The 13,993-nt window shown below is 54.6% G+C and carries 11 protein-coding genes; all 11 read right to left on the reverse strand.

All coding sequences use genetic code 11. The features are described from left to right. Nucleotides 1-40 precede the first annotated feature (40 nt). Nucleotides 41-2,746, reverse strand: coding sequence for a preprotein translocase subunit SecA (secA, locus tag O3S68_RS19190; RefSeq protein ID WP_269232233.1), 2,706 nt, complete (start codon nucleotides 2,744-2,746; stop codon nucleotides 41-43). Nucleotides 2,747-2,806: 60 nt separating this feature from the next. Beyond that, nucleotides 2,807-3,313 (reverse strand): secA translation cis-regulator SecM, encoded by a 507-nt coding sequence (secM, locus tag O3S68_RS19195; RefSeq protein WP_269232234.1) that lies wholly within the window; start codon nucleotides 3,311-3,313, stop codon nucleotides 2,807-2,809. A gap of 278 nt (nucleotides 3,314-3,591) precedes the next feature. Next, nucleotides 3,592-4,509: a UDP-3-O-acyl-N-acetylglucosamine deacetylase gene (lpxC, locus tag O3S68_RS19200; RefSeq protein ID WP_020456551.1), complete on the reverse strand. Its 918-nt coding sequence runs from the start codon at nucleotides 4,507-4,509 to the stop codon at nucleotides 3,592-3,594. A gap of 100 nt (nucleotides 4,510-4,609) precedes the next feature. After that, the gene (gene ftsZ / locus O3S68_RS19205; RefSeq protein WP_007373153.1) at nucleotides 4,610-5,758 is read right to left on the reverse strand and encodes a cell division protein FtsZ; all 1,149 of its coding nucleotides are present in this window, start codon (nucleotides 5,756-5,758) and stop codon (nucleotides 4,610-4,612) included. Between the two features lie 61 nt (nucleotides 5,759-5,819). Then, the gene (gene ftsA, locus O3S68_RS19210; protein ID WP_017457932.1) at nucleotides 5,820-7,076 is read right to left on the reverse strand and encodes a cell division protein FtsA; all 1,257 of its coding nucleotides are present in this window, start codon (nucleotides 7,074-7,076) and stop codon (nucleotides 5,820-5,822) included. After that, nucleotides 7,073-7,921 carry a cell division protein FtsQ gene (gene ftsQ, locus O3S68_RS19215; RefSeq protein WP_045511930.1) on the reverse strand — a complete coding sequence of 283 codons (849 nt, stop codon included), beginning with the start codon at nucleotides 7,919-7,921 and terminating at the stop codon, nucleotides 7,073-7,075. The genes ftsA and ftsQ overlap by 4 nt, the downstream gene beginning before the upstream one ends. Nucleotide 7,922: 1 nt before the next feature. Then, a complete protein-coding gene (locus O3S68_RS19220; RefSeq protein WP_269232235.1) occupies nucleotides 7,923-8,843 on the reverse strand; it encodes a D-alanine--D-alanine ligase in 921 nt (306 codons plus the stop codon). Further along, complete coding sequence (murC, locus tag O3S68_RS19225; RefSeq protein WP_269232236.1) at nucleotides 8,836-10,311, reverse strand: UDP-N-acetylmuramate--L-alanine ligase; 1,476 nt, start codon at nucleotides 10,309-10,311, stop codon at nucleotides 8,836-8,838. The genes O3S68_RS19220 and murC overlap by 8 nt, the downstream gene beginning before the upstream one ends. Nucleotides 10,312-10,367: 56 nt before the next feature. After that, a complete protein-coding gene (gene murG, locus O3S68_RS19230) occupies nucleotides 10,368-11,435 on the reverse strand; it encodes an undecaprenyldiphospho-muramoylpentapeptide beta-N-acetylglucosaminyltransferase (protein WP_017457928.1) in 1,068 nt (355 codons plus the stop codon). Next, on the reverse strand, nucleotides 11,435-12,676 hold the full coding sequence (ftsW, locus tag O3S68_RS19235) for a cell division protein FtsW (RefSeq protein WP_020456546.1): 1,242 nt from the start codon (nucleotides 12,674-12,676) through the stop codon (nucleotides 11,435-11,437). The genes murG and ftsW overlap by 1 nt, the downstream gene beginning before the upstream one ends. Then, nucleotides 12,676-13,992 (reverse strand): UDP-N-acetylmuramoyl-L-alanine--D-glutamate ligase, encoded by a 1,317-nt coding sequence (murD, locus tag O3S68_RS19240; RefSeq protein ID WP_269232237.1) that lies wholly within the window; start codon nucleotides 13,990-13,992, stop codon nucleotides 12,676-12,678. Before murD ends, ftsW begins: the two co-directional genes overlap by 1 nt. Nucleotide 13,993 lies beyond the last annotated feature (1 nt).

Raw genomic sequence — 13,993 nt, forward strand, 5'->3', positions numbered from 1 at the left:
AGGCGCAGATATCTGCGCCTTCGTAATTATTATTAACGCGTTATGCCAGACGCCCGTGGCACTGTTTGTATTTTTTACCGGAACCACACGGGCACGGATCGTTGCGCCCTACTTTGCGTTCGCCAGTTTGTGCGGCAAGTTCAGCCGCAGCGGCGGATTCGTCATCCTGGTGGCTCAGTTGCTGCATCTGCGCCAGACGTTCAGCTTCCTGACGGCGCTGCTGCTCCATCTCTTCCACTTCTTCCGGCATACGCACCTGTACCTTACTCAGCGTGCTGATGACTTCGTATTTCAGCGACTCCAGCATCGCAGCAAACATGGCGAAAGATTCACGCTTATATTCCTGCTTCGGATCTTTTTGCGCATAGCCACGCAGGTGGATACCCTGACGCAGATAATCCATCGCCGCCAGGTGCTCTTTCCACAAGGAATCAAGCGTTTGCAGCATTACGCCTTTTTCGAAGTGACGCATCATCTCTGCGCCAACAACTTCCTCTTTGCGCTGATAGGTTTCAACCGCGCTTTGCAGAATACGTTCACGCAGCGTTTCTTCATGCAGATCCGGCTCTTTATCCAGCCATTCTGCGATCGGCAGGTCGAGGTCGAAGTCGCTTTTCAGACGTTCCTGCAGACCAGGAACATCCCACATCTCTTCCAGAGACTGCGGCGGAATATGACCATCAATAGTCGCTTTAAAGACATCTTCACGAATGCTGGTAATCGTTTCGCTAACATCAGATACGTCCAGCAATTCGTTACGCTGGGTGTAAATCGCGCGGCGCTGATCGTTGGCCACATCATCGTATTCCAGCAGTTGCTTACGAATGTCAAAGTTGCGGCTTTCCACTTTACGCTGGGCGTTGGCAATGGCTTTGGTGACCCACGGGTGTTCAATCGCTTCACCCGGCTTCATCCCCAGCTTACGCATCATGCCGGAAACACGGTCGGAGGCGAAAATACGCATCAGCGCATCTTCCATGGAGAGGTAGAAACGGGAGGAACCCGCATCACCCTGACGACCAGAACGACCACGCAACTGGTTATCGATACGGCGTGATTCGTGACGCTCAGTACCGATAATGTGCAGGCCGCCCGCCGCCAGCACTGCATCGTGACGCACCTGCCAGTCGGCTTTCACTTTGGCGATTTGCTCAGGCGTTGGATCTTCGATCTCAGCCAGCTCAGCCTGCCAGCTCCCGCCCAGCACGATATCCGTACCACGACCGGCCATGTTCGTCGCAATGGTCACCGCACCGGTGTATCCCGCTTGCGCCACGATATCTGCTTCTTTGGCGTGGAATTTGGCGTTCAGAACGTTGTGCTTGATGCCCGCTTTTGTCAGCTCATTGGACACAACTTCTGATTTTTCGATGGAGATAGTCCCCACCAGCACTGGCTGACCTTTAGCCGTACGCTCTTTAATGTCTTCGATAATCGCCTGAATTTTTTCCGCTTCAGTCATATAGACCAGATCCGGCATATCTTTACGGATCATTGGGCGGTTAGTCGGAACGACAACGGTATCCAGTTTATAGATTGAACTGAATTCGAACGCTTCGGTATCCGCAGTACCGGTCATCCCGGCGAGTTTTTCATACAGGCGGAAATAGTTCTGGAAGGTGATCGAAGCCAGAGTCTGGTTTTCATTCTGGATTTCCACGCCTTCTTTGGCTTCAACGGCCTGGTGCAGACCATCGGACCAGCGACGACCCTGCATGGTACGTCCGGTGTGTTCATCAACGATAATGACTTCGCCATCTTTCACGATGTAGTCAACATCGCGGGTAAACAGCGCGTGGGCACGCAGAGCAGCAGTGACGTGGTGCATCAGCATGATATTCGCAGGAGAGTAGAGCGACTCGCCCTCTTCCATGATGCCTTCTTTTACCAGCAGCTCTTCAATCAGCACCAGACCACGTTCGGTCAGGGTAACCTGACGCGCTTTCTCGTCTACGGAGAAGTGGCCTTCACCCTGGAAAGTGTCAGAATCTTCTTTCTCCTGACGAATCAGATGCGGGATGATTTTGTTCACTTTTTTATACAGATCGGAGCTGTCTTCCGCCGGACCAGAGATGATCAGCGGAGTACGCGCTTCATCGATCAGGATGGAGTCGACCTCATCCACCAGTGCGTAGTGCAGTTTACGTTGCACGCGTTCTTCAGGGCTGAACGCCATGTTATCGCGCAGGTAATCGAAGCCGTATTCGTTGTTCGTACCGTAAGTAATGTCAGCGGCGTAGGCTTCGCGCTTAGCGACAGACGGCATGCCCGGCAGGTTGATGCCAACGCTCAGGCCGAGGAATTCAAACAGTGGACGGTTATTTTCGGCGTCACGTTGCGCCAGATAGTCGTTCACCGTTACGACGTGCACGCCTTTACCGCTCAGGGCGTTCAGGTAGGCCGGCAATGTTGCGGTTAACGTTTTCCCTTCACCGGTACGCATCTCTGCGATACAGCGATCGTTAAGCACCATACCGCCCAGCAGTTGCACGTCGAAATGGCGCATGCCGAACACGCGTTTACTCGCTTCTCGCACGACGGCGAACGCTTCTGGTAGCAGGCTATCTACGCTTTCGCCTTTTTCCAGACGTGCGCGAAACTCAGCAGTTTTACCTTTCAGCTCGTCATCGCTGAGCTGCTCCATGGCCGGTTCCATGGCGTTAATCTGGGCAACAGTTTTACGCATGCGACGCAGCGTACGATCGTTACGACTACCGAATACTTTAGTTAACAAATTGGTAAGCATAATAAAAATCTCAAGCGCCCCGTTTTACGGAGCTAAAAAATGGATAAAAAGACTCGTTTTTTAGCTGAGACGCTGAGGCCCGGCGCGGATACCTTGTACCTGGCTTATCCAGGTGGAAACGCGAAACGCGGTATGCGGTACGAAAGTGGTTTGGACAGCAAGACGAACAATTGCTGGTGGCTTACTTTCCAGCGTCAGCAGCGCGCTGAGCGTGTCCAGCAAAGCAAGATGATGTGCCTGAATCGGCAACGGCTCTTCCGTTGCCACCGGCAGCGCTTGCGGTGCCATGGCGAACGAAAGGTGGCGAATAACGGTGCGAATGGCATGTTGATGCCAGTAGTCGACGGTGAAATTCGGACGACGTTTGGCTTCCAGCAAGGCAAAGCTGCTGAAATTGACCGCGCTGGCGTTATCGTGATTGCGGGTCGTTTCGCGCGCTGGCTGAGCCGTTTCTGTATTGCAGGCAAGTGCAGGCAAACCAAAACTCGCCGCGACCATCCCTAATAAGAGATGCGGCCAGAAATAGCGTCTGCCAAATTGTCGCCAGCGCGTCAGTATTCCGCTCACTTGCTCCACCCTAAAATCACACCTGTCTCAAAATGCGTCAGTGTATGTCGTTTTGCGCCCCAAATCTTACCACTAAAGCCATCACGCCACAGCAGTATTCGGGCATAGCAAGGCAGAAAACTGGACAGGAAAGCAGCAGTCGCGCTAAAAAAAGCGGGAGAAAGGTTTTGAATTTAATTCGCGCACCGGCGTTTTTGATGAAATGCACAAATAAAAACGACTGGTTTCCCTGACCGGAGAGAGTGCCAGGTTAACCAGTCGATTTTGAGGTTATGGCGTTACGCCAGAACCATTGACGGGGCTTTGAATGCCAGCGGCAGTTCTGCTTCGTCTTCGAAAGTCACATATTCCCAGGCTTCCTGTTTCGCCAGAACAGCCTGCAACAGTTTATTATTCAGCGCATGACCAGATTTATAAGCGGTAAATGCACCAATAATATTGTGACCACACATGAACAGATCGCCAATTGCATCCAGCATTTTGTGGCGAACAAATTCATCTTCGAAACGCAGGCCGTCTTCGTTCAGTACGCGATAATCATCAACTACGATGGCACAATCGAAGCTACCGCCCAGGCACAGTCCACGAGACTGGAGGTATTCGATATCACGCATGAAACCGAAAGTACGCGCGCGACTAATCTGGCGCATAAACGCGTCGGCAGAGAAGTTCATTGCGTAACGTTGCGTACTGGCATCAATTGCCGGGTGGTTAAAGTCGATGGTGAAGTCGAGTGTGAAACCGTTATGCGGTTTGAACTCAGCCCACTTGTCACCGTCTTCAACGCGCACCGTTTCTTTGATGCGAACAAATTTTTTGGCGCTGTTCAGCTCTTCGAGCCCTGCATCCAGCAGCAGGTAAACGAATGGTGCTGCACTGCCATCCATAATCGGAATTTCCGGCGCGTCAACTTCGACAATAATGTTGTCGATGCCTAAACCCGCCAGAGCAGCATTCAAGTGCTCAACGGTTGAAATCCGCACGTCATGCTCGTTGACCAGACAAGTACAGAGCATTGTATCACGCACAGATTTAGCATCAGCCGGGAAGTCTACCGGTGGATTTAAGTCAGTGCGACGATAGATGACCCCGGTATTTGCCGGCGCAGGGCGCAACGTCAGTGTGACTTTTTTGCCGGTATGTAAACCGACACCAGTCGCCTGAACGATACGTTTAAGTGTCCTTTGTTTGATCATCGTATAATCTCGCCTAATTACCAATCCATCCAAATTGTATAACACAATCGGACGGCCAGTTTAGCACAAAGAGCGACGAAGCCCAACTTCCAGCAAATTCTTAATCGGCTTGTTTACGCAAAAACGCTGGAATATCCAGATAATCAGGCTCTTTGGTGGTCTGCGGCGTATTGTCGTTAACCACTTTCGCTGGTTTCTGCTCCTGCTGCATCGGCTGCATGCCGTGCTGCTGATAGCGATCCATTACCGGCTGCTGCGCTTGTTTATTGGTGACCAGGGTAATTTCCGGACGCTTGTCCATACCGATACCGGTCGCAACAACAGTGACACGCAGTTCATCGTTCATATCCGGGTCAAGGGAAGTACCGATAACCACGGTTGCGTTATCCGATGCAAACGCACGGATAGTGTTACCCACAGTCTCGAACTCATCCAGACGCAGGTCAAAGCCCGCCGTAATGTTAACCAGCACGCCTCGCGCACCAGACAGATCGATATCTTCCAGCAGCGGGCTGGAAATCGCCATTTCGGCCGCTTCTTCCGCGCGATCTTCGCCGCTGGCAACGCCAGAACCCATCATCGCGTAGCCCATTTCGGACATCACAGTACGCACGTCAGCAAAGTCGACGTTCATCAGACCCGGGCGCGTAATCAGCTCGGCAATACCCTGCACTGCGCCTTTCAGAACATCGTTCGCCGCACCAAATGCGTCCAGCAAAGAAATACCACGACCCAGCACTTTCAGCAGTTTGTCGTTAGGGATGGTAATCAGCGAGTCCACATGCTTGGACAGCTCAGTAATCCCCTGCTCCGCAAATGCCATACGCTTCTTGCCTTCAAAATTGAAAGGCTTGGTCACGACAGCAACGGTCAGGATACCCAGATCTTTTGCAACTTCAGCCACTACAGGTGCCGCACCGGTACCGGTACCGCCGCCCATTCCCGCTGCGATAAAGACCATGTCAGCACCTTCCAGCGCAGCGCGTAGCGCTTCACGATCCTCTTCCGCCGCGTTACGGCCAACTTCAGGGTTTGCCCCAGCGCCCAGACCTTTGGTGATACCACCACCGATCTGAATGGTTTGCCCCACCGCTGTTTTACGCAACGCCTGCGCGTCGGTATTCACCGCGAAGAACTCAACCCCTTCGATGCGCTCGCGCACCATATGCTCTACGGCGTTACCGCCGCCGCCACCGACGCCGATGACTTTAATCACCGCGTCGTTGGTTAATTCCATCGGTTCAAACATAATCTCTCTCCGTTGTGCCTGTCGCCTGAAACCGCTAATTCTCTACGGTCTCTGAAAAAAATTAAAACTCTTTTCGCAGCCAGCTGTTGATTCTTTTGAACCACGAACCCACTGACACGCGTTTTTCAACTTCTGCTTCACCACTTAAATGGGTCTCTTTCCCGTAGTGCAGCAGCCCCACCGCCGTTGAATAATACGGCTCCTGGGCGTAATCCGTTAAGCCAGTAATATTGAGCGGCGCACCAATACGCACCTGAGTATGGAACACGCGCTGCGCGCAGGCCGCCAGGCCTTCCATTTGCGCAGCACCGCCAGTCAACACAATCCCCGCCGCCAGATGATGTTTCACACCTTGTTGGCGAAGCTGTTCTTGTAACTGCAAAATTTCGTCGTTCACCAGGTTGAGCAGCTCGGTGTAGCGCGGCTCGATAACGTCTGCCAGCGTCTGACGCTGCAGGCTACGCGGCGGACGGCCGCCGACACTCGGCACCTCAACGCTCTCGTCTTTGCCAACCAGCGAACCCAATGCACAACCATGGCGAACTTTAATCGCCTCAGCATCGCTCGGCGGTGTACCAAAGGCATAAGCAATGTCGCTGGTTACCACGTTCCCGGCATAAGGGATAACTTTGGTATGACGCAGCGCACCGCCGGTATAAACCGCCATATCCATTGTACCACCGCCGATGTCGACAACGCAGACACCCAGCTCACGTTCATCTTCAGTCAGCACGGAGTAGCTGGAAGCCAGTCCGGCAAAAATAAGTTGGTCAACTTTCAAACCACATCGTTCAACGGCTTTAACGATGTTTTTCGCCATGTCGTTATGGCAAGTAATCAAATGCACTTTCGCCTGCATGCGTACGCCAGACAGACCTACCGGGTTTTTGATCCCTTCCTGGTAGTCGATAGCGTACTCCTGCGGAATCACATGTAAAACACGGTGTTCATCGCGCACGCGGACCGATTTAGCCGTATGCACCACGTTTTCCACATCTTCCTGCGTAACTTCTTCTTCCGAAATCGGCACCATACCAATTTCGTTCTGGCAGCTAATATGTTTCCCCGAGAGCGCAAGGTAGACCGATGAAATCTGGCAATCGGCCATCAATTCAGCCTGATCGATAGCGCGCTGAACGCATTTCACCACCGATTCCAGATCGTTCACTCCGCCTTTATCCATCCCACGAGACGGACAACTGCCTACGCCAATGATATTCACAATACCGTCGGGCAGAACTTCCCCTACTAAAGCGGCGACCTTCGCGGTGCCAATCTCCAGTCCTACTACCAGTTTTCTGTCCGTCGCCTTGATCATTGTTGCTCTGCCTGTGCCTGATTCTGTTGTGCCTGATTTTGCTGCTGATTCGGTTCCTGAACAGGGGCCGCTTTCCAGCCTACGGCCGCACCTGAGTCATAGCGTAAATCCACGTAGCTAATCTCTTTGCCATCCGTTTGCGCCTGTTGCTGGAGCACCGGGTAGAGTTCCACAAAGCGCGCCAGACGTTTCATCGTATCGCCACGGCCCAGATTAAGCTTGATGTCATTGCTGAGCGTTACTTGCCATGAACGCCGCGCGGTCATCGCCGCCTCTTTTAACGTGAATTTATCCTTTGCCAGCACTTGCCCCATGTCACGGTAGCCCTGTAATACTTCGCTTTCGCTCCCTTCAGGGCCGTACAACATCGGTAAAACCTGTTTACTGGTACGTTCGGCCGGCACGCTAAATGCGTTGCCGTCCACATCGACCATATGTTGATCATTCCACCGTGCAATGGGCACATATTCAACCAGATGAATCTTCAATTCGTCTGGCCACTGTTTTCTGACGCTCGCCTGCTTGATCCAGGGCAGACGTTCTATCTGGCTTTGAATGATATTAACGTCCTGCGTCATAAACGTGCCGGGCGCGCCCAACGCCAAAATAGACTGGCGAATATCATCGTTGCGGGTGTAATGGCGATCGCCTGTCAACACCAGCTTTGATAACGGCAAACGCTGCGCGTCGTCCATCCAGCCCAGTACCACCCAGCCACTCACCAACACAGTGCACAGCACCGTCAGCAGGAATACGATACCTGCAAGACGCGTTCCATTGTTGCGGCGGGAGATTTTAACAGCCTCCGCTTCGCGGTTTCGCGTGTTCAGCGCAGCCTGTGACATATCACTCCGCCAATTCCAGAATGCGAACAACTAACTGGGAGAAACTCAGCCCCGCCTGACGTGCCGCCATCGGCACCAGACTATGGCTGGTCATTCCTGGCGACGTGTTCGCTTCCAGCAAATAAAACTGTCCATCGCTGTCCAGCATGACATCAATACGGCCCCAGCCACGACAGCCTAAAATTTGCCAGGCTTCACGCGCCAGGGCTTGTAATGCTGCTTCATTGTCCGCTTCCAGACCTGATGGGCAAAAATACTTCGTCTCATCAGAGAGATATTTCGCCTCATAATCATAGAATATTCCCGCCGGTTGAATACGAATCGACGGTAAAATTTCATTTCCAAGCAATGCGACGGTAAATTCCGGCCCACAGAGCCATTTTTCGATCAGAACTTCATCATCATGTTGAAATGCAAGCGTTAATGCTGCATGCAGTTCTTCTTTTTTATCGACCTTTGACATCCCGACGCTTGAGCCTTCGCGGCTGGGCTTGACAATAACAGGTAACCCCAGCACCTCAATCCGTTGAATATCAATAATTTTCAGGCCTGATTCAAATTCGCCGCGCGTCAGTGCTACCCACGGCGCGACGGGCAACCCTGCCCCTTGCCACAACAGCTTGCTGCGCCATTTATCCATCGAAATCGCCGAGGCCATCACACCGCTTCCGGTGTAGGGAATATCAATTAATTCCAGCAGCCCCTGCAGAGTACCATCTTCGCCGCCGCGGCCATGCAGGGCGATAAACGCTTTACTGAACCCCATCTCTTTCAGGCGGGTGACATCCACATCGCGCGGATCCACACCATGCGCATCAACACCGCCTTCACGCAAACCTGCCAGCACCGCTGCACCGGAATTAAGCGAAACGTCACGCTCGGCGGAGGTTCCGCCCAGCAGAACCGCTACTTTCTCAGCCACGGCGCTCCTCCTCCACAGTCTGCGGTTTCAGTTTGCTCTCGGCCAGGCTGCGCGCAATCTTCCCGACGTTACCGGCACCCTGGATCAGGATCAGATCGTTACCGGTCAGCACCGGTGCCAGCATCGCGGCAACCTGCGCCGGATCGGAGACCAGAATCGGATCGATCTTGCCTCGCCCGCGAATAGTGCGGCACAGAGAACGGCTATCTGCGCCAGGGATCGCTGCTTCGCCCGCCGGATAAACTTCCAGCATCAACAGCGAATCCACCTGGGTCAGCACATTGGCAAAATCGTCATACAGATCGCGAGTACGCGTGTAACGGTGCGGCTGAAACAGCATCACCAGGTTTTTATCCGGCCAGCCTGCACGCGCTGCTTTGATAGTGGCGTCCACTTCTGTCGGATGGTGACCATAATCGTCAACCAGCATCGCGGTACCGGCTTTACCGTTTACATCTTGCAGCGGGTATTCACCGAGGAAGTCGAAACGGCGGCCTGTGCCCTGGAAGCTTTCCAGCGCGCGCAGGATCGCGTCATCTTCGATCCCCTCTTCCGTCGCTACCGCAACAGCCGCCGCCGCGTTTAACGCGTTATGGCGACCCGGCGCATTCAGCGTCACGCGCAGTTCCGGTTTATCCTGGCGCACCAGCGTAAAGTGCCCTTGCGGACCAACCTGGCGGTAGTTTTCCACGCGAACATCCGCATCATCGCTAAAGCCGTAGGTCGTAATCTGGCGACCTACACGCGGCAACAGCTCCCGAATCACCGGATCGTCGACGCACATCACCGCACGGCCATAGAACGGCAGGTTGTGCAGGAAGTTGATAAAGGTCGTTTTTAAATTCTCGAAGTCGCCCTGGTAGGTATCCATGTGGTCAGCTTCGATATTGGTGACAATCGCCACCATCGGTTGCAGATGCAAGAACGAGGCATCGCTCTCGTCCGCTTCAGCAATCAGGTAACGGCTGTGCCCCAGGCGCGCATGCACGCCAGCGGCTTTAACCAGGCCACCATTAACAAAAGTCGGGTCCAGCCCGGCTTCTGCATAAATACTTGCCACCATCGCGGTGGTGGTCGTTTTGCCGTGCGTACCGGCAATGGCGATGCCGTGGCGAAAACGCATTAATTCCGCCAGCATCTCTGCACGGCGAATCACCGGAATGCGCGCTTCATGTGCCGCGACGATTTCCGGGTTATCGGCAGAGATCGCGCTGGAAACCACCACTACGCTCGCATCGCTTACGTTTTCCGGGCGATGGTTGAAATAAATCGTGGCGCCAAGCGACGTCAATTGCTGCGTAACCGGATTGGGCGCCAAATCGGAGCCGCTAATCTGGTAGCCTTCGTTGGCCAGCACTTCGGCAATACCGCCCATGCCAGCACCGCCAATGCCGACAAAGTGAATGTGCCGGACGCGACGCATCTCGGGCACGATTGAACGCAGTTTCGCCAGTTCTTGTGTATTCATTCTCTAAACGCCATCGACTACTTAAATTTGCGCGACGCAAAAGGCGTCGCCAGTATTTATGCCTGAGCTGCCAGGCTCACTTCGTTTGCCACCCGTTCGGTAGCATCCGGGATCGCCGCCGCGCGCGCGCGTTCGGCCATCTCCAGTAATGCTTCGCGGTTCCAGCCCGCGAGCGTTGCAGCCACCGCATCTACGGTAAATTGCGGTTGCTCCAGAATCTTCGCTGCGCCCGCTTTTTCCAGCGGCAAGGCATTCCAGTACTGCTGCCGGTCTTTGTGCTGGAACGGTACAAACAGCGCCGGTAAACCTGCTGCGGCGATCTCGCTAACCGTCAACGCCCCAGAGCGGCACACCACCACATCCGCCCACGCATAGGCTTGTGCCATATCGTCAATAAACTCAGTAACTTTATGCTGAGGTTCGCCAGCGCTTGCATAAGCTCGCTCAACCTCCTGCTGGGCACCCTTCCCGCTTTGATGCCAGATAGTGACCGCGGCCCCTAACTTTGCCGCAACCTGCGGCATCGTCTGGTTAAGTACGCGCGCGCCTTGCGAACCACCAACAACCAACACTCGCACCGGGCCTTCACGACCGGGCAAACGTTGCTGCGGCAGCGGGAGCGCCAACACATCGACACGCACCGGGTTCCCCACCACTTCCGCTGTCGGGAAAGCGCCCGGAAATGCCTGCATCACTTTAGTGGCGATTTTCGCCAGCCATTTGTTGGTCAAACCGGCAATGCCGTTTTGCTCATGCAGCACCACCGGAATACCAAGCGACCAGGCCGCGAGCCCGCCGGGACCGGAAACATAGCCGCCCATCCCCAGCACCACATCAGGCTTAAAGCGTTGCATAATGGCGCGCGCCTGACGCCAGGCATTGAAGATACGCACCGGCGCCAGCAACTGCGCCTTAATACCTTTGCCGCGCAGACCAGAGATGCGGATGAAATCGATCTCAATGCCGTGCTTCGGCACCAGATCAGCCTCCATGCGATCGGCGGTTCCGAGCCAGCGCACTTGCCAGCCCTGATCCATTAAATGGTGCGCGACCGCAAGACCGGGGAACACATGCCCGCCGGTACCGCCCGCCATCACCATTAACCGCTTTGGTTGACCACTCATCACACACCTCGAGTAAACGCCTGGGCTTTCTCCAGACGCGTTTCATAATCTATGCGTAGCAGCAGCGTAATCGCCACTGACATAATTAATAAACTGGAACCACCGTAACTGATAAGCGGCAGCGTTAACCCTTTGGTCGGCAACATACCCGCCGCCGCACCAACGTTAACCAGCGCCTGGAAGCTAAACCAGATACCTATTGAGCAGGCCAGAAAACCAGAAAAACGATGATCGATTTCCAGCGCTTTACGCCCGATAGACATAGCGCGGAAAGCGACGAAGAATACCATTAAAAGTGCCACTACCACACCGATATAACCGAGTTCTTCGCCGATAATGGAGAAGATAAAGTCGGTGTGCGCTTCCGGCAGATACTCAAGTTTCTGAATCGAATTACCTAAGCCCTGGCCCCACAATTCACCGCGGCCAAACGCCATTAACGACTGGGTAAGCTGATAACCGCTACCAAAGGGATCTTCCCACGGGTTCCAGAACGACGTTACGCGGCGAATACGATAAGGTTCGGCAAGGATCAGCAGTACCACTGCGGAAATACCCATCCCGATAATGGCGATGAACTGCCACAACTTCGCCCCCGCCAGGAACAGCATCGCCAGCGTGGTGATAAACAGTACAACCACCGTACCAAGGTCCGGCTGCGCCAGCAGCAACACCGCCAGCACCAGGATCACGCCCATCGGTTTTAAGAAGCCGCGCAGGTTGTTTCGCACTTCGTCTACTTTGCGCACCAGGTAGTTCGCCAGATAGCAGAACAGCGACAGCTTGGTGAACTCCGCAGGCTGGAAACGCATCAGCCCGAGATCAATCCAGCGCGATGCCCCGTTGATCGAACTCCCCACAACCAGCACCACCAGCAGCATGATGATCGCGGCGATCAGCATTGCTGAGCTGTATTTTTGCCAGAAATCCATTGGCAGCCGTAATGTCACCATCGACATACAAAACGCCAGGAACAGGTACAGCGCGTGACGCTTGGCAAAGAAGAAGGGATCGTCCGTCAGACGCTGTCCAACTGGCATCGACGCCGACGTCACCATGATAAAGCCGATTGCCGCAAGGCCCAGCGTCAGCCACAGCAGCGTGCGGTCATACATGACCAGGCTATCAGTGTCCTTCTGTCGCGAGCCCATGACCCAGCCTTTTAACGCCGTAAACAACCAGGCCAGGATACTCAATCCTGGCAGGCGCGGCATTCTTGGGCGGGGGAGCGTTAAACGCATCAGCCTAACTCCTGCGCCAGACGGGTAAAGACATCACCCCGTTGTTCAAAATTTTTAAACTGATCGAGGCTGGCGCAAGCGGGTGACAACAGCACCATATCGCCCGGCTGTACACGTGTCGCGATGAGCCGCATGGCCTGATCCATTGTCTCGGTTTGATCCGCGATTTCCGGGCGCAGCGCCGCCAGCTCCGCGCCGTCACGGCCGAAGCAGTAAAGACGAATACGATCGCCGCTCAGGTAACGCTTCAACGGGGAGAAATCTGCCGATTTCCCGTCACCGCCGAGCAGCAAATGCAGCGTACCGTCGACATGCAGGCCATTCAGCGCCGCTTCGGTGCTACCGACGTTCGTTGCTTTCGAGTCGTTGATCCAGCGCACGCCGTTATGCTCCAGCGCCAGCTGGAAGCGGTGCGCCAGTCCGGTAAATGTCGTCAGCGCTTTCAAACTGCTGGCGCGCGGTAAACCGACGGCATCCGCCAACGCCAGCGCTGCCAGCGCGTTGGTGTAGTTGTGCTGGCCGCTCAGTTTCATCTCAGCCACATTCAGCACTTTCTCACCTTTCACGCGCAGCCAGGTTTCACCCTGTTGGCGGTTTAAGTGGTAATCGCCGACATCAACGCCAAAACTGACACAACGTTCATCCGCGCCGCGTACCGGCATCGTCAATGCGTCATCAGCATTCACGACACACACTTTCGCGTTTTCATAGACGCGCAGCTTGGCAGCACGATATTGCTGCAACCCAAACGGATAGCGATCCATATGATCTTCCGTGACGTTCAGGATGGTGGCCGCCGCCGCGTGCAGGCTGGAGGTAGTTTCCAGCTGGAAGCTGGAAAGCTCCAGCACATAAAGTTCGCGCGCATCGTCGAGGAGCATCAACGCTGGCAGACCGATATTACCGCCGACCCCGACGTTCACCCCGGCAGCTTCGGCCATCTCCCCGACCAGCTTGGTCACGGTACTTTTGCCGTTGGAACCGGTAATCGCGATAACCGGTGCCTGCGCTTCACGGCAAAACAGCTCGATATCGCCAACAATCTCAACGCCAGCATCTGCCGCCGCGCTCAAAGAAGGATGCGCCAGCGCGATGCCTGGGCTCGCAACAACCAGATCGGCGGCCAGCAACCAGTCATCGTTAAGACTACCAAGATGGCGCTCCACCGCCTCCGGCAGCTTGTCCAGCCCCGGCGGAGAAATGCGCGTATCCATCACACGCGGTGTGACACCGCGTGCGAGGAAAAAGTCCACGCAGGAAAGGCCTGTGAGACCCAAACCGATGATGACGACTTTTTTACCCTGGTAATCAGCCATG

This window comes from Kosakonia sp. SOY2, assembly GCF_027109175.1.
Classification (GTDB): domain Bacteria; phylum Pseudomonadota; class Gammaproteobacteria; order Enterobacterales; family Enterobacteriaceae; genus Kosakonia.